The organism is Streptomyces gobiensis (genome assembly GCF_021216675.1).
Lineage (GTDB): Bacteria > Actinomycetota > Actinomycetes > Streptomycetales > Streptomycetaceae > Streptomyces > Streptomyces gobiensis.
In genome coordinates, this window is the sequence record NZ_CP086120.1 from 4435208 (window position 1) to 4459822 (window position 24615).

At 65.4% G+C, this 24615-nt stretch carries 24 protein-coding genes and 1 pseudogene; 14 read left to right on the forward strand and 11 right to left on the reverse strand.

Annotated features, from left to right (window positions below; translation table 11 throughout):
- Positions 1-3 precede the first annotated feature (3 nt).
- Positions 4-939, forward strand: a complete 936-nt coding sequence (locus test1122_RS20695) for a bifunctional riboflavin kinase/FAD synthetase (protein WP_232270658.1) — start codon at positions 4-6, stop codon at positions 937-939.
- 278 nt (positions 940-1217) lie between these two features.
- Here the strand turns inward: test1122_RS20695 and test1122_RS20700 are convergent, their stop codons facing one another.
- The 3 genes from test1122_RS20700 to eccE all read right to left on the reverse strand — a co-directional run bounded on the left by test1122_RS20700 (position 1218) and on the right by eccE (position 6209).
- Positions 1218-3899 (reverse strand): SCO5717 family growth-regulating ATPase, encoded by a 2682-nt coding sequence (locus tag test1122_RS20700; RefSeq protein ID WP_232270659.1) that lies wholly within the window; start codon positions 3897-3899, stop codon positions 1218-1220.
- Between the two features lie 265 nt (positions 3900-4164).
- The gene (locus tag test1122_RS20705; protein ID WP_232270660.1) at positions 4165-4998 is read right to left on the reverse strand and encodes a hypothetical protein; all 834 of its coding nucleotides are present in this window, start codon (positions 4996-4998) and stop codon (positions 4165-4167) included.
- Positions 4998-6209 (reverse strand): type VII secretion protein EccE, encoded by a 1212-nt coding sequence (gene eccE, locus test1122_RS20710; RefSeq protein ID WP_232270661.1) that lies wholly within the window; start codon positions 6207-6209, stop codon positions 4998-5000. Before eccE ends, test1122_RS20705 begins: the two co-directional genes overlap by 1 nt.
- Positions 6210-6506: 297 nt before the next feature.
- On the opposite strand from eccE, the gene test1122_RS20715 reads away from it, so the two are divergent.
- The 11 genes from test1122_RS20715 to test1122_RS20765 all read left to right on the forward strand — a co-directional run bounded on the left by test1122_RS20715 (position 6507) and on the right by test1122_RS20765 (position 17380).
- Positions 6507-8114 (forward strand): type VII secretion protein EccB, encoded by a 1608-nt coding sequence (locus tag test1122_RS20715; protein ID WP_232270662.1) that lies wholly within the window; start codon positions 6507-6509, stop codon positions 8112-8114.
- Between the two features lie 191 nt (positions 8115-8305).
- Positions 8306-8626 carry a WXG100 family type VII secretion target gene (locus test1122_RS20720; protein ID WP_232270663.1) on the forward strand — a complete coding sequence of 107 codons (321 nt, stop codon included), beginning with the start codon at positions 8306-8308 and terminating at the stop codon, positions 8624-8626.
- A 75-nt stretch (positions 8627-8701) separates the two neighbouring features.
- On the forward strand, positions 8702-8992 hold the full coding sequence (locus tag test1122_RS20725) for a WXG100 family type VII secretion target (protein ID WP_232270664.1): 291 nt from the start codon (positions 8702-8704) through the stop codon (positions 8990-8992).
- Positions 8993-9104: 112 nt separating this feature from the next.
- A complete protein-coding gene (gene mycP / locus test1122_RS20730) occupies positions 9105-10370 on the forward strand; it encodes a type VII secretion-associated serine protease mycosin (RefSeq protein WP_232270665.1) in 1266 nt (421 codons plus the stop codon).
- A gap of 108 nt (positions 10371-10478) precedes the next feature.
- On the forward strand, positions 10479-10841 hold the full coding sequence (locus tag test1122_RS20735) for a hypothetical protein (RefSeq protein ID WP_232270666.1): 363 nt from the start codon (positions 10479-10481) through the stop codon (positions 10839-10841).
- Positions 10842-10903: 62 nt separating this feature from the next.
- Complete coding sequence (locus tag test1122_RS26615; RefSeq protein ID WP_277879864.1) at positions 10904-12484, forward strand: hypothetical protein; 1581 nt, start codon at positions 10904-10906, stop codon at positions 12482-12484.
- Between the two features lie 84 nt (positions 12485-12568).
- Entirely contained in the window at positions 12569-13912 is a 1344-nt protein-coding gene (locus test1122_RS20745) for a S8 family serine peptidase (RefSeq protein WP_232270667.1), read from the forward strand.
- A gap of 310 nt (positions 13913-14222) precedes the next feature.
- Positions 14223-15050: a hypothetical protein gene (locus test1122_RS20750; protein WP_232270668.1), complete on the forward strand. Its 828-nt coding sequence runs from the start codon at positions 14223-14225 to the stop codon at positions 15048-15050.
- Positions 15051-15057: 7 nt separating this feature from the next.
- Positions 15058-15351 (forward strand): ubiquinol-cytochrome C chaperone family protein, encoded by a 294-nt coding sequence (locus test1122_RS20755; RefSeq protein WP_232270669.1) that lies wholly within the window; start codon positions 15058-15060, stop codon positions 15349-15351.
- 5 nt (positions 15352-15356) lie between these two features.
- A complete protein-coding gene (locus tag test1122_RS20760; RefSeq protein ID WP_232270670.1) occupies positions 15357-16655 on the forward strand; it encodes a putative T7SS-secreted protein in 1299 nt (432 codons plus the stop codon).
- Positions 16652-17380, forward strand: coding sequence for a hypothetical protein (locus tag test1122_RS20765; RefSeq protein WP_232270671.1), 729 nt, complete (start codon positions 16652-16654; stop codon positions 17378-17380). The genes test1122_RS20760 and test1122_RS20765 overlap by 4 nt, the downstream gene beginning before the upstream one ends.
- Before the next feature lie 118 nt (positions 17381-17498).
- On the opposite strand, the gene test1122_RS20770 is transcribed toward test1122_RS20765, so the two are convergent.
- A protein-coding gene (locus tag test1122_RS20770; RefSeq protein WP_422396910.1) for an IS5 family transposase occupies positions 17499-18343 on the reverse strand; the annotation gives its coding sequence in 2 pieces (ribosomal slippage) (positions 17499-18013 and positions 18013-18343; 846 coding nt in all).
- An 18-nt stretch (positions 18344-18361) separates the two neighbouring features.
- On the opposite strand from test1122_RS20770, the gene test1122_RS20775 reads away from it, so the two are divergent.
- Entirely contained in the window at positions 18362-18790 is a 429-nt protein-coding gene (locus test1122_RS20775) for an RNA-dependent RNA polymerase family protein (RefSeq protein ID WP_232270672.1), read from the forward strand.
- 361 nt (positions 18791-19151) lie between these two features.
- On the opposite strand, the gene test1122_RS20780 is transcribed toward test1122_RS20775, so the two are convergent.
- The 7 genes from test1122_RS20780 to test1122_RS20810 form a co-directional block, all read right to left on the reverse strand.
- On the reverse strand, positions 19152-20087 hold the full coding sequence (locus tag test1122_RS20780; protein WP_232270673.1) for a hypothetical protein: 936 nt from the start codon (positions 20085-20087) through the stop codon (positions 19152-19154).
- Positions 20084-20368: a Fe(II)-2OG oxygenase family protein gene (locus test1122_RS20785; protein ID WP_232270674.1), complete on the reverse strand. Its 285-nt coding sequence runs from the start codon at positions 20366-20368 to the stop codon at positions 20084-20086. The genes test1122_RS20780 and test1122_RS20785 overlap by 4 nt, the downstream gene beginning before the upstream one ends.
- A 460-nt stretch (positions 20369-20828) precedes the next feature.
- Entirely contained in the window at positions 20829-21260 is a 432-nt protein-coding gene (locus test1122_RS20790) for a hypothetical protein (RefSeq protein WP_232270675.1), read from the reverse strand.
- Entirely contained in the window at positions 21257-21532 is a 276-nt protein-coding gene (locus tag test1122_RS20795) for a hypothetical protein (protein ID WP_232270676.1), read from the reverse strand. The genes test1122_RS20790 and test1122_RS20795 overlap by 4 nt, the downstream gene beginning before the upstream one ends.
- On the reverse strand, positions 21529-22788 hold the full coding sequence (locus test1122_RS20800) for a hypothetical protein (protein WP_232270677.1): 1260 nt from the start codon (positions 22786-22788) through the stop codon (positions 21529-21531). The genes test1122_RS20795 and test1122_RS20800 overlap by 4 nt, the downstream gene beginning before the upstream one ends.
- Positions 22789-23044: 256 nt before the next feature.
- Positions 23045-23419 carry a hypothetical protein gene (locus test1122_RS20805; RefSeq protein WP_232270678.1) on the reverse strand — a complete coding sequence of 125 codons (375 nt, stop codon included), beginning with the start codon at positions 23417-23419 and terminating at the stop codon, positions 23045-23047.
- A complete protein-coding gene (locus test1122_RS20810) occupies positions 23416-23628 on the reverse strand; it encodes a hypothetical protein (protein WP_232270679.1) in 213 nt (70 codons plus the stop codon). Before test1122_RS20810 ends, test1122_RS20805 begins: the two co-directional genes overlap by 4 nt.
- 2 nt (positions 23629-23630) lie before the next feature.
- Here test1122_RS20810 and test1122_RS20815 point away from each other — a divergent pair.
- A pseudogene (locus test1122_RS20815) lies at positions 23631-24602 on the forward strand (IS630 family transposase); the annotation flags it as partial.
- Between the last annotated feature and the right edge of the window lie 13 nt (positions 24603-24615).

Below are 24615 nucleotides of genomic sequence, written 5' to 3' on the forward strand. Positions count from 1 at the left end.
ACTGTGCAGCGCTGGCGTGGCTTGGCGGACATCCCAGAAGACTGGGGGCGCAGCGTCGTCACCATCGGCTCGTATGACGGCGTCCATCGCGGACACCAGTTGATCATCGGCAAGGCGGTGGAACGCGCCCGTGAGCTCGGCGTACCGGCCGTTGTCGTCACCTTCGACCCGCACCCGAGCGAGGTCGTGCGCCCCGGCAGTCACCCCCCGATGCTCGCGCCACACCACCGCCGCGCGGAACTGATGGCCGAGCTCGGCGTGGACGCGGTCCTGGTCATCCCCTTCACACTCGACTTCTCCAAGCTCTCGCCCGCCGATTTCGTGGTCAAGGTACTGGTCGACAAGTTGCACGCCCGTACGGTCGTTGAGGGCCCCAACTTCCGCTTCGGCCACAAGGCCGCGGGCGATGTCGGCTTCCTCGCCGAACTTGGCCAGACGTACGACTACGACGTCTTGGTGGTCGACCTCTATGAGCGCGGCGAGGCAGGCAACGGCGAACCGTTCTCCTCCACCCTCGCCCGCCGCCTCATCGCCGAAGGCGATGTCACCGGCGCCGCGGAGGTGCTGGGCCGCCCGCACCGCGTCGAGGGGATCGTCGTCCGCGGCGCCCAGCGTGGCCGGGATCTGGGCTACCCCACGGCCAACATCGAAACGCTCCCGCACACCGCCATCCCCGCCGACGGGGTCTACGCGGGCTGGCTGATCGTCGAGGGCGAGAGAATGCCCGCCGCCATCTCGGTCGGAACAAACCCGCAGTTCAACGGCGTTGACCGAACCGTCGAGGCCTACGCGATCGACCGCGAGGACCTCGACCTCTACGGCCTCCACGTAGCCGTCGACTTCCTGACCTACCTCCGCCCCCAGCAAAAGTTCGCCACAATCGAAGCCCTACTAACCCACATCGCCCACGACGTAACCCGCTGCCGCGAGCTGCTCTAACGCGTTGTGGGCACTCGCAGCCCCGCGAGGGGCTGTGGGTGGGCACAACACCCGCCCACCGGCCCGCACCGGCGCGGGGCCCCGGGGCGAAGCCCCGGGTTTCGGGAAGGGGTGGGGTTGGGGGAAAGCCCGGGGCCCGACCCACCATGCTGTGGGCAGTCGTTCCACAGGGCGTGTGGGCACCGCCCAGCGGAGGCGGAGGGTGCCCGGGGCAGAGCCCCGGGTTTCGGGAAGGGGCGGGGTCAGGGGAGCCCCACCCCGGGCACCGGACGATCCCCTCACTGCTGCGGCGGATAACCGTACTGGTGCTGCTGCCCCTGCTCCCGCTCCGGCTGTGGCTGCGCCTGCTGAGTCCACCCCGGCGGCACCGCCCCCTGCGGGGCCTGAGCCCCCGGCGGCTGACCAGGTGCGCCCGGCCCCTCGGCCTCACCCGTCTGCCACGGTGCTCCCTGCTGCGGGTGCTGGGGCTGCTGTGGGTGCTGCTGCTGCGGCGGCAGCGGCTGGCCGGTCCGCGGGTCGACCTGCGGCGGCTGCCCATACCCGTACGGCTGTCCGGGACCGGGCTGCTGCGGATACCCGGGGGCTCCCGGGTAACCGGGCTGGCCGGGCTGTCCCGGCTGGCCAGGTTGGCCGTACATCTGCTGCTGACCCGGCAGCGGGGGTGCCACCTGCGGCGGCTGCTGGGCGTGCCCGTCCGCGGCCCACAGCCCCTCGGCCTGCTGGGCATAGCTGAAGTCCTCGGCGACCAGGGCGGCGAGATTGAAGTACGCCTCACGCGTCTTCGGCCGCATCATGTCGAGGTCCACCTCAGCGCCCGCCGACAGATGCTCGTCGAACGGGACGACGACCACGCCACGGCACCGTGTCTCAAAGTGAGCCACGATGTCCGACGTCTTGATCATCTTCCCGGTCTCCCGGACCCCGGAGATCACGGTGATGCTGCGCTGCACCAGATCGGCGTAGCCATGCGCCTGCAGCCAGTCGAGCGTGGTGCTGGCGCTGCTCGCACCATCCACAGACGGGGTCGAGATGATGATGAGCTGGCGTGCGAGGTCGAGAACTCCACGCATGGCGCTGTAGAGCAGACCGGTGCCCGAGTCAGTCAGAATGACCGGATACTGGCGGCCGAGCACATCGATGGCCTGCCGGTAGTCCTCATCGTTGAAGGTCGTGGAGACGGCCGGGTCCACATCGTTGGCGATGATCTCCAGGCCGGAAGGGGCCTGTGAGGTGTACCGGCGGATATCCATATAGCTGTTCAGGTGCGGCAGCGCCTGCACCAAGTCCCGGATGGTCGCGCCGGTCTCGCGGCGGACGCGGCGGCCGAGCGTACCGGCGTCCGGGTTGGCGTCGATCGCGAGGATCTTGTCCTGGCGTTCCGACGCGAGCGTCGCACCGAGGGCGGTGGTGGTAGTGGTCTTGCCGACGCCGCCCTTGAGGCTGATGACCGCGATCCGGTAGCAGGACAGCACCGGGGTGCGGATCAGCTCCAGCTTGCGCTGCCGCTCCTCTTCTTCCTTCCGGCCGCCGAGCTTGAACCGGGACGGCTGGTTGATGTTGCTGCCCGGCTTCTTCTTCTTGGGCTGGTTGCGCAGCAGGCGGTCGGAGCTCAGGTCGACCGAGGCGCCGTAACCCAGCGGTGCACCGGGCGCGGAGCGCTGCGGCTGCTGCTGGCCGGGGTGCGGGTATCCGTAACCGGGCTGCTGTGTGGGGTTGTTCGGAGGATTCGGGGCTTGGGGCGCTGTCGGCGCGGCCCCCTGCTGCTGGGCAGCCTGTGGAGGCAGCGGCCCCGGCGGCTGCTGTTGGCCGGGCTGCGGGTAGCCGTAACCGCCCTGCTGCGGCTGGGCGTCCGGCTGCGGGTATCCGTAACCCTGCTGCGGCTGCTGTGGCGGCGGCTGCTGGCCGGGCTGGGGGTAGCCGTAACCGGTCTGTGGCGCAGGTGGATTCGCAGGGTTTGCGGGATTCGCGGCGTGGGGTGCCGTAGGCGCGGCGTCCTGCTGCGGGGTGGCCTGTGGGGGCAGCGGTCCCGGCGGCTGCGGTTGGCCGGGCTGGGGGTAGCCGTAACCGCCCTGCTGCTGTTGCGGGGACTGCTGCGGGACGTACGGCGGCTGCTGCTGAGGTTGGGCCTGCTGCGGCACGTACGGCTGCTGTTGTGGCTGCTGCTGGGCCGGGTCCGCCGGCTGGTAGTTCGGGGGCAGGGGCGGGAGTCCCTGCGGGGGAGTGGACGGCTGCCCTTCGGAGGCCCACGGCGCCTCCCCGCTCGGCGGGGTCGCGGCCGAGGGCTCCTGTGTGCCCTGCGGCGTGGGTGAGGCGCCTTCGGACTGCTGGGTGTTGGGGCCGCCGGTGTCCGCCGCAGGGGAGCCGTCCGCCGTGCCACGGTCCTCGGCCGTCGGCTCCGGCTCCGGTTCGGGGTCGTCATCGCCCCAGAGCGCGGCTGAGGGGTCAACTCCGGATCCGCTGCGCACCCGAGGCGACTCGGGTGTCTGGGCGCTGTCGGCATCGCCGGATCCGACGGACTCGTCCCGCTCAACCCGCTGGGCAGCGGCGTCCGGCTGGCCTGCGGCTGGTGTCTCCTCCGCCTCAGCCGGCCGGAGCATCGGGAAGGCGGGCGGCGGCGGTCCACCGGCCGAAGCAGACGTTTGAGGAGCCTGCGGCGCAGGCGGTGTCGGCGGCGTCGGGGCAGCGGCGTTCGGCGCGGGCTCGTTGGGCGCAGCCGGAGCCGTCCCCGCAGCGGGAGTCGCCGTCTGCGGCGCGGGCGGCGGTCCGGGCGGCGCTACCGGATTGCCGGTCGGCGGCGGCGGAGCAGCAGACGCGGAGCCACCCGCACCGCCCCCACCCCCCGGGCCGCCGCTGTCCTGCGTGTACCAGGCGGGCGCGGTGAAGTCGAGTTGGAACTCGCCCGTGAGCTCGAGCTCGCTCTCCTCCTCCTCTGGGCGGAATTCATCCCGATCGCGGTTCACTGTGCCTCCTGGACTGAAACGCACCTGAACGGCTGGACCGGAAACAGGCGGATCATGCGGTCATCGCGGGTGCGGCGGTACACGGCCTCGTGCGTCACCGTCGGTCCTCCCCCAAGGTGGCTTGCCTCGTGTAGTCCTGCCGCTCGGAGGACAGCCTAATCATTCCCGCCACCAAACAGCAGCCGAGGTCCCGCCACCCCTACCGCACTCCGGCCGAACTTCTCAGTGAAGTCCCTTGCGCTCACTCAGTCAACGCGTCAACACGTCAGTCGATGCGCCGAGGCGCGCCCAGCAGCCCGGTTTCGGCGTCTGTCGGCTCCGTCAGCACGAACTGCTGGTGGTTACGGGTGCACCACAGCATCGCATTGTCGCTGAGGGTCGGCAGCGCCGCCGCCACCTGGCGCGGCAGCCGCATAATACGCGCCACGATATCCGTCTCCTGCGGCGAGAGCCGCTGCAGGCCCACCAGCTCGGCACGGGCCAACAGCCGTGGCGCCTTCGGCCCCAGGAACGGCAGCAGTGTGGTCACCCCCTGCCAGGGGCTGGGCGCGAGCTGGCTGCGCGGCGGCTGCGCGCCGCAGTCCCGTACGACAAGAACCGGGCTGGACACCGAGGGCCCCTGCGGTGCGATCTGCCTCACCTCGTGAACCGACACACACTGCTGCCCGCCACCCGCGGCCTGCGCCATCTGCGTCCACGCGGGCGGCCGCGCGGTCTCGACCGCGACCCGGGCGCCGACCGCCACCGCGCGCAGCGCGAGCAGCTGAGCCATCCACACACTGCCAACCAGCAGCACATCAAGGGGCTTCGGGCGCAGCAGGCTGAGCACGGCGGGCTGATTCTGCGGATCGACACCTATCACGATGCCGTCGTCACCCACCGGCAATGTCAGATCGCCAAGCGACTCCGTAGGCAGCAGATGCCGGTTTCCCCGGGGGCCGCGCAGCCCGAAGCCGGGGTGGGAGCGCTCCTTGGGGGGTACCGCCTGCGGTGCTTCCGGCTCCGGCGTGGGCAGATGCGTAGGTCGCCCGGGCCGGTTGCTGCTCCAGTTGTCCTGGCCGGTCCAGCCGGCGCGCTGGGGGTAGACGGGCGCGGACATCAGCGGGTACCTCCGAGGGGGAGCGTGGCCAGGACGCCGGGCAGCTGCTCACGGTCCAGCCGTACGAGCCCCGCCTTCACGGAACGGGCGCGGTGCTCCAGCTCCTGCCGCGCGGCCGCCAGTTCGTTCTCGCTGCGGGACGACAACCGTACGTGCCCGGTCAGCCCGTGCGCGCGGTGGGTGCCGTGGGTCGCGGTCAGGCTGAAGGTGCTGGCCATCGCCCGGGTGCCCGACAGCAGCTGGGCGATGCCCGCCAGCGGCGCGCCGCCGGGCCCGAGCTGCGGCCAGCTGCGTATCCAGTACGAGGTGTGCCACCGGTCATCGCACCGCCATGCCCGCGACGTCTCCTCCGTACGCCGCCGCGCCTGGCCGTCCCGCCCGGCCGCCACATTGGCCCGCGGGCTGGCGCAGGCCGCGATACCCAGCGCGGCCACGATCTCCCGCTCCTCCAGCACATGCGCGTCCAGCCCATAGCCACTGAGCCGGCTGACCAACTGGTCGGCGGCCCGCAGCAGCGACCGCTGGGCACCGCCGATCCCGCCACCGCGCGCCTCAACGGCCTCGGGGCACAGCTCGGGGTCAAGCTTCAGCGCGATCCAGGTCAGCTGCACGGCGGGCGTCTGCGCCTGGGCCTGCAGCGGTGCGTAGGAGAGCGCGGCGACGGCCCGTTCGGGCAGATGCGGGGCCGGAGCCGGCTGGGTGTACTGCACGAACTGCGCTGATTCCAGGTGAATATCCTCGATATCCAGCGCCGAATGCAGCAGATGCAGCGGCACCGGACGGCTGCCGCGCGCCGGACGCAACGGCTCGTCCTGCGCCTCGACCAGCACCAACGCAGTAAGGAAAGTGCCGTCCCCCACGAAGCCGATCGCCCGCTGGTCCCGGTCCATGTACTCATACGTACGCAGGCTCGGGTCGCACTCCACGACCGGCACAAAAGCGGACTCAATACCGGGCGGCACCGGAGCAGCAACGGCCTTACGCCGCTTCATGGCTCGTACGGTGGCGAACCAGTCCGGCAGCGGAATCCGCCGCCGACGGCCCAGCGCGGCGATGAGGAGCACGGCGCCGACAACGGTGGTGCCGACGGCGGCCAGCGGGTGGACCGCCAGCCCCACCAGCACCAGCGCCACGGCGATCTCCAGCAGCACAAGCTGCTGCACCCGCACCCCGCCGACGTTCCCCGACTGCGCCCGCAGCCGGGGCGTCACCGGCCCGGACGACCGACGCGAGTCCTGCTGCGCTGGTGCGGCTGCTGCCCTGTGGCCGTCGCCTCGACGGGCCGGCTGCTGCCGACTGCGACTTCGGGACCTGGTGGCGCTGGACATCCCCCGGCCTGCTCCTCTACTGGTTGGCGCCTCGCGTAGCGACCGCCGATTGGAATGGTGCCGTCAACTCGGCACCCGTACCGTACGGGTCGATCATCACACGGCATAGTAGAGGGCGCGCCGGCGCGCCAGCCGGGGGACGGTCACTGATGGATCCGGCACACGGGGAGTCAAAGCAACATGGCATCACGGCGGGACGAGCTGAACGCCTACACTTTCGCACGCAAGCGAACAGTGGCCGCGTTCCTGAAGCCGCTGCCGAACGGCTCGCCGGAGAGCGCGCCACGGCCAGTGCGTACGATCGTGCCGACGGTCGTGGTCGGCATCCTGATAGTCGCCGGCTTCGGCGGCTGCGGACTCCTCAAACCCGCCGCGCCGCAGGGCTGGGCCAACCCGGGCGAGAAGGTCATCGTCGGCGATAAGTCCACAACCCGCTATGTGGTGCTGCACAGCAAGGAGAAAGACAAGAGCGGCAACCAGAAGAAGCTGCTCCACCCCGTCCTCAACCTGGCCTCCGCCCGCCTTCTCCTCGACCCGTCCAAGTTCGAGGTCATCAAGGTGAAAGAGTCGATCCTGGACGGCGCCGGCGCGCCCCCACAGGGCCCGACCATCGGCATACCGTACGCCCCGGACCGGCTGCCCAGCCCCAAGGACGCGGGAACGAAGAAGACCTGGGCACTGTGCGAGCAGCCGGGCGGCGGTAAGGGCGCGAAGACACAGAAGGCCCTCTTCGTCTTCAGCGACGGCGACGCGCAGCGCAAGAAGGTAACCAGCGCGGGCAAGGGCAAGCTCAACAAACGCAGCTCGGTCTACGTCCAGGACCCGGAGGGCGTGGAGTACCTGGTGGACCACCGCGGCGTGGCCCACCCCCTCGACGCCACCTGGGCGGACCAGAAGCTGGGCAAGCCGGTGGCTCCGGAGGAGAAGGAACAACTCGACCACCTGCTCCGCGCGATCCTCTTCGGCGAGTCCACACAGCCCCAGCAGGTGACGGCGGAGTGGATGAACACGCTCATCAAGAGCCCCCTCCCGGTCTTCTTCCCGCCCGTGGACGGCGCGGGTACTGAGTCCTCCACGACAGGCGCACCAGCGGAACACCGCACCGTCGGCAAGGTGCTGGAAGCGAACGGCGAGTACTTCGTCGTCCTCAAGGACGGTGTGGCACCGGTCTCGGAATTCGTCGCCAAGCTGCTGCGCCAGGGCCACGTCGGCCGCCTCGCGTACAAGGGGGAGGACCCGGAGCCCGTCCGCCTCTCCCGGGCGGCCATCACCCCCAACCAGCCGGAGTACATGGGGCAGATCCGGGGCAAGGACGTGCCCTGGCCAAAGGACGAAACCCAGCGGGTCAACACCTTCGAGGAGTCGGACGGCAACAAGGTCGTCTGCAGCGTCTACTACGGCGGCAACAAGGCCATCGGTGGCCTGGACACCAACGTCCGCGATATGTCGATGTGGTCAGGCCCGAAGTACCCGGTGTCCATCGTCGACGGCAGCGGCAGCACCTATGTGACGCCCGGCAGCGGCCTCCTCTATAAGGAGGTCACAGGGAAGGCGAAGGACGGCTCGCTCTTCCTGGTAACGGACACTGGCCTGCGCTACTCGGTACAGGTGAACAACGACAGCGCGGACAAGTCGGGCAACGCGGAGAAGGACCAGAACCAGGCGCAGATCCGCCTGGGCTACGGCGAGCTCAGCTCCCCGCCGCTGGTGCCCCGGGAGTGGTCACGGCTGCTGTCGGCGGGCCCATCACTGAACACCGAGGCCGCCAAGCAACCGCAGGGCTCCTGACCGGGAATTCGCTTGCCTGTCCCACTAGTTGGTGGTTGTAGTGAACCCGTCACAATCAACTTCCCCCCGTTGGGGGATGTCACACCAGATGGTTAGAGTGATAGCAGGCACCAACAGGGGGTGCCGACCGTACGTGGGGCTTCCTCAGCACCGTACGGGCGACGTGCGAGTCTCATGGGGGACGTTGACATATGGCTGGGAAATTCACGACAACCGAGGAGGAGATGGTCCAGTTCAGTGGCAAGATCTCCTCGGTCAGCGGCTCGATCCAGGGCGAGATCCGGCGACTGCAGCAGCTGGTGGACACCATCACGGGCGGCTGGAAGGGCGCTGCGGCGACCTCCTTCAACAACATGCAGACCCAGGTCAACACGGACGCGACCAAGCTCAACCAGGTGCTGGGTGAGATCAAGGAAGCCATCGACGCGACCACGAAGAACTACGCGGCCTCCGAAGAGGAGCAGCAGCAGATCGTGACGAGGGCGGGCGCCGAGGCCTCCCCCTTCGGGTGACCTCGCGGCGTCGCACCTAACGACGCAGCTCGCCCGCTGACCAATCCGATCTCACCAACTCCCCGAGGAGACACCATGTCCGGCCAGATCCTCGTCAATTTCCAGACGATCCAGCAGGCCGCCACCGATGTCCGTTCGACGGCGGGCAACATCAAGACTCAGCTCGACGACCTCGAGAGCGGCGTCAAGAAGATCGCTCAGAGCTGGGAAGGTGAAGCCCAGGAGGGCTACCGGCAAAAGCAGCTGGAGTGGGACAAGCGCGCCGCTTCCCTGCACGCCACCCTGCAGGCCATCGCCAAGGCCCTCGACACGGCGGCCCAGAACTACGAGGCCACCGAGAAGAAGAACGCTGGCATCTGGAGCTGAGGACTCACAGCTGGCAGCCTCACGGCTCGCACAGTGAGCGAGAGGGCGGGCGCGCTGAGACAGTGCGCCCGCCCTCGCATCAGTAAACGTACGAAGGAGAGCGGAAACACCCGTGGGATACCGCGACGCAGGACACCGCCCCATACGACGCTGGCGCAGCACCGCCCGCGCCGTGGCGTCGGCACTGTGCGCCTTCGCCCTGTCCTGCGCCACCGCCCCGCCGGCCGTCGCGGACGACGGCGACGAGGGCATCCCGCTGAACAACGGCCAGTGCAACTTCCCCTCCGACCCGATCCCGGGCACACCGTGGTCCCTGCAGCGCCTGCTGTTCGACCAGATGTGGGAAGACACCAGGGGCAAGGGCATCAAGGTCGCCGTCATCGACAGCGGTGTGGACAAGAAGAACCCGCAGTTGAAGAAGGCGGTCGCCAAGGGCGAGGACGTCATCGGGAAGGGTGACGGCACCACTGACGGTGTCGGCCACGGCACCAAGGTCGCTGGCATCATCGCCGCGCGTCCAGCCAAGGGCACCGGTTTTGTGGGGATCGCCCCGGAAGCGACGATCATTCCGATCCGGCAGAACGACAACGAGAACAGCGGCAAAGTAAAGACGATGGTCGACGCGATCGACTACGCGATCTCTCGCGATGTCCACATCATCAACATCTCCCAGGGAACCACAGCCAAGCTACCGCCGAACTCCAGCCTGGAAGCGGCCGTCAAGCGCGCGCAGAGCAAGGACATCCTGGTGGTCGCCTCAGCGGGCAACGACGGAGCCAGCGGCAAGGAGAAGTACTCCTATCCGGCTTCCTTCGACGGCGTTCTGGGCGTAGCCGCCTCCGACCGTAACAACGAACGCGCACCATTTTCCCAGTCCGGCAAGTTCGTCGGCATCGCCGCACCAGGCGTGGACATGGTCTCAACGGTCCCCGTGGACGGCCACTGCGTGGACAACGGCACCAGCTTCGCCGCACCGTATGTCACGGGCGTCGCCGCCCTGGTCCGGGCCAAGCACCCCAAGTGGTCGTATCAGCAGGTGATCTGGCACCTGCAGGAAACCGCTGACCGCGTCCGCCCGGACCGCGACATCAACATCGGCTGGGGCGTCGTCGACCCAGTCGCCGCCATGAGCAACAACGACGAACCGACCCCGCCCAAGCCGGACACGGAACAGGCAGCAGACGTAAACGCCGACAGCATCGTGCCCGCCCCCCTCATCCTGGGCGAGACTCCACAGGAACGGCGAGTCCGCTACGGGGTTTACATCTTCACTGGTGGCTTGCTGGCGGTGGGGGTGGTCGTGGGCAGCGCGGTCGCCATGCGCGACTGGCGTCGGAAGACTTCACTCAAGCTTCATAGGGGGACCACACATGGCTAGACGGTCCCCCCTTACTGAAACCCGGCGCGCAATCAGTGGCCCGGGCACGCACACAATTACACTGACTTTGCCTGAAGTTGACCGGCTGTGGTGGTCAGCCTCACGGACATGGTATCGGCAGATTTGAAGGATAGCGGGGAGGCAGTAGTGGGTGGCAAAGAGCAGTACCGCGTCGACCTCAGTGAGCTCGACAAAGTCGTACAGCGTATCAAGCGACTGGACGGGGCCATGGACAAGCCTGTTGGCAAAGTGGGGTACGGCACTTCCCTATCAAAGTCCGCTCTCGGGAAGGACTTCCTAGAGGCTCCGGATCTCGTCAACGCTCATGACGAAATGCAGACCTACATGGATGAAGTGCTCAAGAAAATGCAGGCCCTCATCCGGGACTTCGGGCAGAAGACGGAACGAGCTCGCGGCTCCTACGACGACGCGGAGCACGAAAACTCTGCGAAGTCGGGGGGCATGAAGTGACTGAGGAAGCGACGTGAGTCGGAAGCTGGCTTGTAGGTCAACGGAAGGTAGGGGGAGAAGACGTGGCTGACGTGCCATCTCAGGGTGGATATTACGGAAACGGTCCGTACGGACAGGGATATGATCCGAACCAAGCAGCGCTGGATCGGAAAGCGAAAGAGCACGACGAGAAAGTTAAGGAACTCCAGCCGACCGGGGAGAGGCAGATCCCCCCGTCCAAATCGGACTTCCACAATCATGGCCTCAAGCAGCTCAAGGCCATGATTGAGAATGCCGACCCCGTCACGGTCAAGCAGGCAGGTGAGGCCTGGAGAAATGCCGCCGAGCACCTTGGCGGAAAAGACGGATCGGGCGGCATTCGGAAAGAGTTTCTGGATGCGGTCGAGCAAGCGTCGAAAAACTGGTATGGGCCTGCAGCGGACAGGTTTCGAGAAGCTGCCAACAAGGTCCTGAAGAAGCTCGATCGGTGCTACGGTCATGCGCGCAACACCGAGGCTGCATTGATCGGCCCAGAGAGCAACAGCAACGGGGCAGCCCCGCAGGGGATCAACACCGACGCGAGTGCGCCGACTTCAATCGCTGGGCCAGGGAGTGTCGCTCAGACTTTGTTCGAGGCCCAAAAGGCCATGGACGAAATTGAAGAGGCGAGCAAATTGGAGAGGGCAGGCGACTCTCTCAGTGACGGCAAGCGCGATGACTCTCAGTTCCATGAGGACATGAAGAGCGGCAAGATGGACGCCCAGACAGCGCTCGAGGCCAACCGCGACAACCTTTCCGTAAGCAAGGAGCGCCAGGTCGAAGCTGTTATCGTGATGGAGCAGCTCGCCTATAACTATAGGCAGCACACAAGCAACTTGAAGAAGGGCCCAGTTGAACCGGGCGGTGACTGGCCGTCTGAGCCAACTCCTCCAACACCAGTCCCGCCAATTCCTATGCCGACGCCTGGTGGCGCAGGCCCGAAAAATGTTTCCCCTTACGTTGGTGGCAAGAACGGCGGCATCGGAAACGTGGGTCCGGCCGTGACGGGACCTCGTCCTGACGGAATCAGCGGTGGTATTGGCACCGGCGGCCCTGGCGGCATCAGTAATGCTTCGAAGCCGGGATCGGAGATCGGTACTGGACTTAGCGGTCTCAGCGGTGGTACCAGCGGGGTCGGTGGTGGCCTTGGCAGCGGTGGTCTCGGCGGTGGCGTAGGCACAGGTGCCGGTGGTGTCGGTACCGGGTCCGGAGGCTCGACCATGCCTGGCATGCCTGGTGCGATGGCGGGCGGCGGTGCTCGTAGCGGTACGGGCGCACGCGGAGGGCGTCCCGGGGGCATGCCCGGTATGGGTGGTGCTGGAGCAGGTGCTGGTGGCGCCAAGGGTGCTGCGGGCCGGGGCGGCCTGGCTCGTCAGCGTGGCGGTGTCGTCGGCGCTGCCGGAGGTAAGTCCGGCGCACGTGCGCAGGGTGGTTCGGGTCTGCACCGTAGCCGCGGGGGCACGCAGGCTGGTAAGGGCCGCGGGCCAGGGATGATGGGTGCGCCTGGTGCCCGCGGCGCCAACTCGAATGAGGAGAAGGATGGAGGGAAGCGTCCCGACTACCTGGTGGAGGACGAGGAGACATGGACGCCGCAGCGAAATGTGGCGCCGAAGGTCATCGAGTAACTGCTTGATGTACAGAGGGATGTAGCGGTAGTGGGGGTGCAGCGTGCGGCTGCACCCCCACACCGCGTGAAAGAGGACACAAGGATGAGCTTCACAGGTATGCTGCGCGCAGTCACTGGCACGCTGCTAACGGGCACGATGCTTTTCAGTACAGGTTCGGCGGCCGTTGCGGCTGATCCGCCTCCTGACCCGCGTCCTGAACAATGGCCACTTGCGGCATTTGCTGCTGAGGACATCTGGGAGATGTCGACGGGTAAAGACATCACGGTTGCTGTGATTGACACCGGATTCCGTGCATCTCATCAGGACATCACGAACAATATGCTCCCTGGTAAGGAATTTGGCGACGGGGAAAAGAATGGTGTGACCCGCCTGGATCCAGGGCAGGGTATCCGTGATCACGGTACGGCGATGGCAAGCCTAATCGCTGGGCACGGCCATGGTCCTGGCAACTCCAAGGGAATTAAGGGGTTGGCACCCGAGGCAAAGATATTGCCATTGTCTTTCGAAATGCACGACAGTTACGGATACAGGCAGCAGGCTAAAGCGATTCGCTACGCCGTTGATCGCGGGGCGAAGGTCATCAATATGTCCTACGTACTTGGGGACGATCTCGAGGTTCACAAGGCCATCAACTATGCTGTGCAGCAAGATGTTGTGCTCATTGCTGGCGTTGGAAACGATGGAAGTTCAGAGGAAAATTATCCAGCCGCCTATCCTGGCGTGATCGGCGTCGGGGCAGTGGACGAGGACGGAAAGGTTTGGGAGGACAGCAACCACAACTCCAATGTTGATCTGCTGGCACCTGGAGTGGATATCGTGCATGCTGGCGGGAAGGGCGATGACCATTACCAGAAAGCTAGCGGTACCTCGGATGCCACTGCTTATGCATCCGCCGCTGCCGCACTTATTCGTGCCAAATATCCGGAACTGACTGCTGGTCAGGTCGCCAACAGGCTCGTCAAGTCCGCTGGACTCCCGGACGATATGAAGGACGCCAAGCTCCCCGACGAGTACTACGGATACGGCTTCATCAAGCCTTGGTCCGCCTTGAAGCTCGACATCTCCGTCGGCCCAGAGCAGGGTCCCCTGCCGATGCCTAAATCGTTGGATGACGGTTTGCCCAAGCCGAGCACGGGCGACGGTCCTACACCCTCGATCCTTGAGAGGGGTATTACTCTCATCGCTCCCTTTGTCCTCGGTGCCGTAGTCATCCTCGTCATTGTCGTCCTGGTTATTGTCATGCGTTCCAGGCGCCGTCGTCAGGCCGATGGATACAGTGCTCCTGAAGGCGCCTCGCAGCCCCCGCCATACCCGGGCCAACAGATTCCTGGCCAGGCTCCGCCGATGCCACATGCCCCACGCCAGCAGCCGACCTCTCCGGGCACCTATCCGCCCGGTCCGCCCACCCAGCCTCCGGGCCAGTAGCCCCCTACCCCTGGTAAGCGTCGGCCGAGGGGCTTCACGCCTCGTGTGCCGATGTCGCTGGCCATCACTGTGATCATCAATGGCCAGCACACAGTTGGGTTTGACAGTGAAGAGTCGGTAGTCAGTGTGGAGATGAACACGGGGAGGGCGTTCCTGTGTTACCAAGCTCACCTGACGTCTCGCGCTGGTTGGCTGGGCCCGAACCTTGTCCCCTGACGGCTCCTCCACCGACTTGGTTGGCGCTCCAAAAGGCTGGAATCTTTCGGCGCGGGAGTCTGTCATTAGCTACACTGCGAGGTGATCAACTAGTATGGTCCACGCTGTCTTTCAGGTTTCGGCCCCTGAGGGAACGAACATCGGCTGGGAAGATCTGCGTGGTGTTGGAATATTCCTGGGCTTGGTGCTGCTCCTCAATGTTTGGGCTGCCTGGGAGAAGTTCCGTACCCGCAGAAGAATTCCCCGTGAGCAACGCGTAATAGAGTTGCGCTCCGAACTTTCCACTGGGATCCCCGATGCCCGCGGACACGTACGCGTAGATCCAGGTATGTACCCGGGAATCTCTGATGAGCAGGCCGAGAGCATTGCACGGCAGAAAGGGTTCCTTCGCCAGACGCACAACACTAAGGGCAAGTGGCTTTTCTACCGCATGGGCACACAGCCCGGTTCTGCAACAGACACAGATGTACGTGGTGGCCCGCCTCTCGAGGAGTTGCAGAGCAGCCCTGCAGCCCATCGCACAGCCCGCTGGGTCTGCGAGAACGAAGGCTTCGACCCCCTGGATGAAGCAACTGTCAAGAACGCCGAAGAGGGTATGCGGAAGCTTCGCTCCAGGAGCGACCGAGCTGTCATGGGTATATGTGTTTCCTTCTTGGCGGGTGGATTTGTCACGATCGCCATCATCTCAGGGTGGGTGAAGGGGTGGATGCTCGCGGGCTTTGTCGGCGACGATCGGCCGGTCGCAGTAGGAATCCACATATCCGCAGTAGCGATGCTATCGCTAAGTGTTTACTTCATCAAACGGGTCCGGAAGTTGCGCAAGGAGATCCGGGAGCTCTACGCGCCGGTGATCGCCTCCTACCGGGAAGTTGTCCTAGCGCAGGAGAACGAGCGGCGAAACCAGCAGCGGCCAAATCGTTAGAGAGAGTATGTCGGATTTCACGGTCAGTCTTGCAGAGCTGCGGAAACTGAAGAAGAAGCTGGAGGAGAGCGAGAGTCAGCTGGAAGAGGCGTTGCGTCGGATGGAGGCCACCGGACCGAAAAATCTAGGAAAGCGGTCACTAGATAAGGCGTGCGAGGACTTTGAGGACAGCTGGGAGCATGGCTTGAGCGAGACAAAGAAACGCATAAAGACGCTCAACGAGGCACTTCCGGCGATCATTAAGGCCTATGAGAAGACGGAAGAAGAGATTAAAAGTGGGATGGATAAGAGCGGCGGGTAAACGCAGTGACCGATGAGTGGAGCGGACTCGGCTTCAACCCGACCCCGGGCCATCCCAGGTTGGCAACCAACCTGGCTAACAATCTCAAGCGCACCGCCAAGACTCTCCAGAGCACCCACGACTTGTTGGATACGTTGGATAAGGAGAGTTCCTACTGGACTGGGGAAGCTTCCAAGAAATTTTCCGACAAGGTAGCCGATCTCCCCGACTACTTGAAGCGTGCGCACGACTCCCTGAAAGCTGCTGGAGGGGAACTGGCGAAATGGAGTGATGCGCTCTATGACATGAAAGTCAAGGCACGTCACTACGAGGTAGACGCCAAGGAGGCTAGGGAGAAGGGAGAGCAGGCAGAAAGAGATTACCGAGCAGCCCGTAGTCACCCTGATCTACAGTTGGTTGGTCAGCACTTCGATACCCAAACCGAGCTGGACAGCGCGCAGCACCGGGTCGACGTTGCCCAACGCAAGGTGGCAACCGCTCTCAAGGCCCTGGGTAATGCTAACAGCAAGCTGAAGGACCTGATCGACGACGCTAAGGTGTTGGAGCGCCGTCATTCAGATACAGCACAGGACTTCGCTGATAGTATCCGGAAACACGCGGATGACCACGCGCCTGATGGCGGGATCTTGTCGGGATTCAAGGATTGGTGGGACAAGCACGGCGGGGACCTACTCACCATCGCAGCCACGGCGGTCGGCATCGCCGCTATTTTTGTTCCCGTTTTGGCTCCGCTTGCGATTGGTCTCAGCCTGGCTGCCGCTGGTGCGCACACATATCAGTACGCCAAGAGTGGAAAAGATATGTGGCCACCGACGTCGAGCAATATGGGTGAATGGGCGACAGTTGGCGGTGACCTGCTTGGAGTCGTTCCCGGTGTAGGCCCCGCCTTCAAGGGTGCGAAGGCTGCCATCAGCGCAGGACGGTCTGCCTCCAGTGCGGCCCGTGGTGCAAGTGCGGTGGCTAGAGCCACCTCCACCGTGTCACAAGCAACCAAGACCGGGGCCAAGCACTTCAGTGAGTTCGCCAAGGCCGCGAACCCCTCAAACAGAGTCATCGGCGGACCAATCGAATTTGCCGCCAAGAGGCTAGGCTCGTCGAAGGCCGCCGCCGAAATGGCCGCCGATGTAACGCAAGCAGTCGTGACCGCAGGGCTTGCGGCGCCCACAGCCATGACGCTGGGGAACAATAGCGAAGCTCTTGCTGATAAGGCGGTAAAGGGAACTGTGGCCAACAACGCGTTGGTTAGCGCCGGTATGTCGGTCGATCCACTGCAAAAGATATTCTCTGTAGCTAGGGCTCTATGATGCTTAAAGATGCAGGAATCACCAGTGCTGCCGTTCCGCTTCCATTGTGGTACATGCTACCCGAAGGATTCCACCCGATTGATATCTCGGGTGACCTGGTGACACGAATGGATGAGAACTACGAAAGTCTCTCGCGGCTTTACCCATCAGCATCCCCAGAGCAGATAGTCGCGAGCGTCCTTAGCTTCGAGGCCGTGCTAAGCAAGATGGTCGTAGACGGCTTGGTGCATGTCAGTTCCTTCGCTCTGAATACGGAGGAAAACCTGCTACTAACAGGGCTGTGTCAGATTTCCGTGGTGGACCGGGCTCCCGGAGATCCCAACCTCTACGCCCACGACGTTCTGGAAAGTCATCCGGACTCGGGCGCGGATGTGCACAAGGGAATCGTCCCGCTCCCCGCTGGCCTCGCCACGGTTGTCGTATCAGATCAAGTGGTTCCGGTGCCTGGTGTGTTCTTCGGCGTGCCGTCAGACAGGGAGGCGGAAGTACGCTCTGTCAGCTTTCACATCGCCTTCCCCCGCATGCCCCAGGCTGTTGTGCTCTCCTTGTCCACCGAGGTGTTCGAAGTCGAAGAGGAATTCCTGGAGTTGGCTACCCTCGTCGCCGGCGGCATTTCTTTCACCGCCCCGTTGGCGGACCATGGTTTCCCAGATGATTCCCAGAAGGGCCCTACTGGCGCGGCAGCCAGTGGGGCCCAGGAATCCATTCAACGCATCTTCGGGTGACTGGCGGGAGCGGCGAGCTGGGTCCTCTGCTGGCCAATGTGGCCCTGTCCGCTCTCGACGAGCACTTCGCAGCGAAGTGGACAGACCGCGTGGAGAGGGCTAGGCCGTTTCTTTTGGATCATCTCGCTGACCAGATGAAGATGGCGGCGAGGTGGAGTCCGGCGAGGTAGATGGTGGCGGTCTTGTCGTAGCGGGTGGCCAGGCCGCGCCATTGCTTGAGTCTGTTGATGCAGCGCTCGACCGTGTTGCGCCGCTTGTAGGCGTCGCGGTCGAAGGCTGGTGGTCTGCCGCCGCGGCTGCCGCGGCGTTTGCGGTTGGCGGCCTGGTCGGCGGGCTGCGGGATCACGGCCCGGATCCCGCGCCGACGGAGATGGGTCCGGATCGCGCGGGATGAGTAGGCCTTGTCGGCCAGGATCACGTCCGGCGTGATCCTGGGCCGGCCGATTGGCCGGGGCACCCGTAAGCGGGCCATGACCTCGGGGAATGCGGGTGCGTCACCTGCCTGGCCAGGCGTGATGACGAAGGCCAGGGGCCGGCAGTGGCTGTCCGCGGCGAGGTGGATCTTGGTGGTCAGTCCGCCGCGGGAGCGTCCGAGGGCATGGTCGTCCGGCTCGCCGGCCGGGGCCCCTTTTGACGGGCCCCGGCGGCGTGCTGGTGGGCTCGGACGATGGTGGAGTCGACCGCGACGACCCAGTCGAGGTCGCCTTCGGCGTCGGCCTGGGCGAGCAGGGCGGTGAAGACCTTCTCCCAGGTGCCGTCGGCGGCCCACTTCCGCAGGCGGTTGTGGGCGCCCTTCCACGACCCGAAGTGCTCGGGCAGGTCCATCCACGGTGTCCCGGTGCGGTACTTGAACGCGATCGCGTCGATCACCTGGCGGTGATCACGCCACCGTCCGCCCCGCTTCGGAGTCCGGTCCGGCAACAACGGCTCGATCCGTGCCCACTGGGCATCAGTCAACGACACACATCAACCAACGATCAGATGATCCGAAGGAAACGGCCTAAGCGTCGCCGTCACGGATTCGCCAACTACCGGCTCATCCGGTACGCAGACGATTTCGCGATCATGGTGTCTGGCGCCAGGGCGCATGCCGAAGCCCTCCTCGACGAGGTGGCCGAGGTGCTGTCCGGGCTCGCGCTGCGGCTCGTGATGGACAACAGGAGGGTGGTCCACATCGACGAGGGCCTCGACTTTCTCGGCTGGCGCATCCAGCGTCACCGCAAGCGAGGCACCAGCAAGTACTACGTCTACACCTACCCGGCGCAAAAGGCCGTCAGGTCCTGCGCCAGGGAGATCAAGGCGATCTGCTGGCAGGACGTGAACCTGCCGCTCGAAGCTCGGGCTGGTTGCGGCCAAGCCATGCGCAGTGGCTACTACGTTGGAGCTACTGCGCAGCTGGCAGTGGAGTGATACTTGGAGCGTCTTTGGATGGTGAGGGTTCGGTGACTGCTGCAGGTCGAGGCATTTCTGCCCAACGTAGATCAGTTCGCACTGTTTGGCTTGCGGTAGTGGCCTGTTGTTACGCCTTGGCTGGATTGTTGAGCATTCTCCTTGTCACGGTTGCGATTCATGGCTGGGGTGAAGTCCTCATTTGGGTGGCCTATACCGCAGGTGCGTGGGTGTTCATGGCGGCAATGGCAGGGGTAAGGCGGGGTTTTGAATATGCTTTGACCTTGGCGGCGGTCGCTGCGGGGGGCGTCTATTTCGTGGGGGTGCCAGTCTGACGAGCAACAGAACTGTTGCTCGTCAGACTGGCACCAAAGATGTCGCCTCAGTCGTTGCCGTACTCGGGCTCATGGGCGATGTCGTCGAGATCGCCGGGGGCTTCGAACTCGGTCTCCAGCCCTGCCTGACGGATCAGGTCGTAGCTGTTCAGGACGAGCTGACAGGCGGGGCAACTGAAGTGGTCGGCGCCGATCGTCAGCGTCACCGAGATATCCATGATGGGGTCATACTCCTCATCTGAGGGAAATGATCCAGTTGGATACTTGACGTCCGTTCCAAGCACTTCTTCACCCTCAAGAAGGCCAGTCGACTCGCAGGCTGGACAGGCTGCGGCCTCACTGTGGCTCATCTGCGCCGACAAGTACTGCGCGTTCTTCCACTCCGCAGCAACCTTCGCGGGAAGGGTTCCCTCAAGCCGCTGCTGTCGACGCTGCTTGGCGCGCTCGATCAGTGCCTCTGTGCGCTGCTCGAGATTCTTGGCGTTCTGCTCAAGGTGCCTGGTGACCGTGAGCTCACGATCGCTGCCAACCAACTCTTCGATGTCCCGATCAAGCGCTGTCACCAGAATGGCCGCCTGGGCCCAGTATCTGGGCCACCACGCGTGAGGCGGGATGGCCATGAAGCCAGCACCACTGCTGTGGAGGTACTCGTTGCGGCCATTGATGATCAGCATGGCCTCAGACGAGTCGAAGGGCTTGAAAGCCTTGTGACACCGAGCCATGAGGGTCTTCGCTCGCACTGAGGTGAACCGCGCGTTGCCCTTGACGAGCCCACTCGCAATGAGAAGGTTGGTCCCCTCCTCGTTCGGTTCTGCGATCAGGAGCGGAGAAACGCGGGCGAGGGCAGCCTTGGCCAAGAGTTCAAGGGCCAGAGCGGCCCAGAGCGCCTGCTCATCGAAGGATCGGGAATCCTCGTCCATGGCTCGGTTGAGGAAGAGCTTCGCCTTCATCCAGAGAGCCTCGTGATCGAACGGCCCAGTCATGACACCTCCCGGTTCAGGAAGAAGCTGAGCCTCTGGATCTCTCGCTGCGGTTCGTGGTCGGCGGAGGCCCTTGCGTGGAGGACTCGGCGATTGTCGATCAAGAGGACTAGCCCGGGCTCGCTCCAGTGGTGATCGGTCGCGTCGCTCATCACCGTCTCGAAGAACTGCGCCGCCTTCCGTGCCCGTGCGTCGGCGGGCAGCATGCACCCTGGGTCGTAGCGGAAGCGGGCGAGACCGACATCGTAGGCGGTGGCGAAGAAGCTGTCGTTGCCGCTGCTCACCAGGAAGACGCCGTGCTTAACGAGATGCGATGCGCCCGGGTATGGCCCTCCGCCCATCGCATTCCAGAGGCGCGTGGGTGTCGTGCTGGTGCTTGCGCAGGTAAGGACCACGATGTCTGGAGGGTTCGGCAGGTGGGCCCCGTCGGTGTGGAGTGGCTGTGGTCCTGTGCCGTAGCGGGCACTCAGGGAATTTGGTTGCGCGTTGGCCGGAGTGACCGGGCGCAAGGTGGAGACCGTTGGGCCGCCGCGACGTGTAGGCACCTCAGTCCATTTGAGCATCATGGCGTCCAGCCGAACCTGGTCAAGGGTTCCGTGAGCTGTTGCCCAACCCGTACTTCTGCTTGCGTCGAGCAGGTCCTCAAGCATCCGTGGCATGCGGCAGTATGCACTCGCGCGGGTGGCGGCCGCGACCGTCTTTGCGGATCTTCCGAGGGCTGTGAAACAGAGGCTGTTCGGACGATCAAGGACTGGGCTGACGTCTCCGCGGCAACGTTCTGACCTTGGCAGCGTCGGCATCGCGTCCCGACACAGCTGCATGTTCTAGCGCGAGCTGGTTGAGGGCCGTCGCGTAGATCTCCAGGCGGCTCTCGAGGTGACGGCAATGCTGGCGGAGCTCACCGTTCTCCCGCTTCAGTTCCTCTAGGTCGTCACCGGTCTGGGCAGCTTTCGTTCGCTTGGCCTCCTCCTGGGCGGCCTCGGCCTGGAACCGGTCCTTGAGGTCGGTGTGCCGGTGAGTGAGGTGCCAGCGCTTGACGTCGGCCTCGATCGCCAGCTGAGTGACGTTGAGGCGGCCGTTCGATCGGTGTGGGGTGCCGGCGAGGAGGCGGTTGATGGCGGCGATGATGTCGCGGCGGACGGGGTCGTGCTCGCCGTCGAGCGGGAGGACGGTCATGGTCGGGCTCCGTGCTGGTGGTGCTCGATGATCGCGAGGAGCCGGTTGAGTTCCCGCTTCTCGCGTGCGTGACGGATCGGTGGGGCGAGGGTGTCGTGGACGATCTCGGCGAGTTCGGCGGCGCGTACTTTGTTGATCTCGATATCGCGGTCGGTGTGGGCGAGGCACTGGCAGTTAGGGCGGCAGTCGTCGGTGTCGGGGGTGACCATGGGATCGTCGATCGAGCCTCGTAGTTGGCAGGCCGCGAGGGCAGGGTTGAGGACGCAGGTCATGCCGTCGCCGTGGTGGATCTGCAGGAGTGGGTTGCCAGCATGTCGCGGGCATGACGCTCGCTGTTCAGGACGCGGCCGGCGAACTCGCGGCTGGCCGCCTGGACGCGGTAACGGTAGGCGTCCGCGGCGGGTCCTCTGACGTGCTCGCCTGCGAGAAGGCGGCGTTCGTCCTCGGCGATGCCCTCCATGCGGAAGAGCCAGTCCTCGAACGCGTAGTCGTCCAGGAATCCGGCCTCGTAGGAACCCGCGTACCCCTGGAGCATTTGCGTGTATGCGTGTCCGTATTGGATGGAGGCGGCGATCAGGCCGCGGGGCTTGCGCCTGATGAACCAGGCCAGCGTGCGCCGGAAGCGGCTGGGGGCGACCGTTCCGCCGGCGTCGGCGGGGATGTGGTCCTTGCGGCCCAGTAGCCGGCATCGCTCGTTGACCCAGTCGGTGAACTTGGTGATGTCGTCGGCGATGAGCCGGTCGGCGCGGGCCTCACCACGGCGTTTCGTCTCCATGCCGGGCGTCGTCTTGATCGGCTTGAGCCGGTTCGGGAAGAGCAGGTGGCTGTCGTGCAGCTGCTCCAGCATGGCGACGGCCTTCGCGGCGACCTCGATGATCACCCAGGGGTCTTCGCGGACGGTGCCTTCGGGGATCTTGTTGCCTTCTTCGTCCTCGGCGCCCTTGAAGTAGAGCCCCTCCATCAACCACAGCCCCAGGTCCTTGTCGTGGCTGACGCATCCGCGCCGCAGGTTGATGACTTCGCCGACGCGGGCGCCCGAGAGGTAGGCGACGATGATGAAGCAGGCCGTGCTCAGCAGGCGGGCAAGCCGCGGGGCTTCGTCGAACGGGATCCGAGGGTGCCAGGGCTGCCCGTCCAGGTCCGCGGTGGCCGGGGTGTCGAGGTAGCAGTCATCAGCGATGGGCAGGCCCGATTCCAAGATCAGACGCCCGGACCCGGTGTTCTCGATTGAGGCCGAGCAGTCCAGGAGCGACGCGATATGGCGCCATGCCGGCCCCAGCGTGCCGTCGTCGCGCCGACTGCCTGGCAGCCCCTCGCCCCGGCTGCGGAGCCCGTCGAGAAACACTCTGGGGTCAGCCTGCAGCTCTCCGGATTTCCGCCCGCGCCGCTGGCCCCGGCGGTGTTCCGGACGCCGGGAGTGCAGCATCCTGTACTCATCCCAGGCGGCCACGATGTCCTCGCTGAAGTCCTCCAGGAAGCGGATGGCCCACCGCAGCAGGGGCTGCATCGTATGCTCGCTGATCCGCATGGTGCGGTTCTCCCGGTCACCGCGGGTTCTCTCCAGCAGATCCTTGGTGTCTTCGCCGTCCCAAGGAGGAGCCTCAGGAAGTCGCAGGTAGAACGGCAGAATGTTGCGGTGGACCCACAGCCGTCTGACTTCGGTGATGCGGCGATAGCGCTTGTGGATGGCGACGGCCGTCCTCGTCGAGTGCGTCCAGGTAGTCCCAGAGCATGTCGTTCGTGACCTGGCAGAACTCGTTGATCCCTTGGTTCGGCGAACCACTTCAGGACGTGCTGCAGAGAGCCGTAGAAGAAGACCTCGACCGTGTGCAGGGCCATCCGGTTCGTCGCCGAGCGCCGCAGGGTGCGGGCTTTGGGGTGGTTATGAGCTGCCAGATGTAGAACTTCGTGGCCAGCCTCAGCGGCTCGGGGAGGATCTCGAAGTTCAGGGTCTGGGACCGTGCATGGCCTTCGAAGATCCCGGGATTGAGGTCCCAGCGGTCGTCCGCGAAGCGGGTCAGCCGGGCGGGATCGGTGTCGCTCCTGATCTGCCGGTTCATCAGCACGAGCGTGTCCGGGCCTGGCCAGACGGTGCCGTCCGGGAGCCCGTCGGGACGTGTGTCCGGCTCGCCGAGAAGGATCAGGGCGGGTGAGGTCATCGGATGTCGAGCTCCCTGTTCAGCAGGCGGTCCGCGAGTTTGTGTTCGTCCGGCCCGGCGGCCTTGCGGGCGTCCTCGACGGCTGCCTCGTCGGCCTGGTCGAGCAGGTCGGCCAGCTGGGCGTGCGGGCCGGCGAAACGTTCGGCCCACTGCAGTGGGCCCATCTGTTCGCGGCGCTCGGCGAGCCGGTCGTGGATGACGACCTGCACTGGAAGTCGTCCAGGCCGACGAGGACACCGTCCGCGACGTGATCCACCGCTTCAATGAGATCGGCCTGGCCTGCTTGGACCCCTCAGTGGGCGGGAGGCCGTCCCCGCCTGCTCAGCCCTGAAGACGAGAACTTCGTCGTCCAGACGGCCACCAACCGACCGACCAAGCTCGGCCAGCCCTTCACCCGCTGGTCCCTGCGCAAACTCGCCGCCTACCTGCGCAAAGTCCACGGACGGGTGATCTGCATCGGACGCGAGGCCCTGCGCTGCCTGCTCGCCCGCCACGGCATCACCTTCCAGCGCACCAAGACGTGGAAGGAGTCCACCGACCCCGAGCGCGACGCCAAGCTCGACCGCATAGAGCACGTCCTGGAGAACTTCCCCGACCGTACGTTCGCCTTCGACGAGTTCGGCCCTCTGGGCATCCGCCCCACCGGCGGGACCTGCTGGGCCCGGCAAGGCCGCCCCGACCGACTGCCCGCGACCTACCACCGCACCCACGGCGTCACCTACTCTTCCACGGCTGCTACTCGATCGGCGACGACGCCCTGTGGGGCATCAACCGCCGCCGCAACGGGGCGGCCAACACCATGGCGGCACTGAAGTCGATCCGGGCTGCCCGCTCGGACGATGCCCCGATCTACGTGATCCTGGACAATCTCTCCGCCCACAAGGGATCGACGATCCGCGCCTGGGCGAAGAAGAACAAGGTCGGGCTGTGCTTCACCCCGACCAACGCCTCCTGGGCGAACCCGATCGAGGCACACTTCGGGCCGCTGCGGCAGTTCACCATGGCCAACTCCCACCATGCGAACCACACCGTCCAGACCCGAGCCCTGCACGCCTATTTGCGCTGGCGCAACGTCAATGCCCGCCACCTCGACGTCCTGGCCGCTCAACGCCGCGAACGCGCCCGCATCCGCAGCGAGAAAGGCCTCCGCTGGGGCGGACGCCCACTCGCTGCCGCGGCGTGACCACCACGCCGGA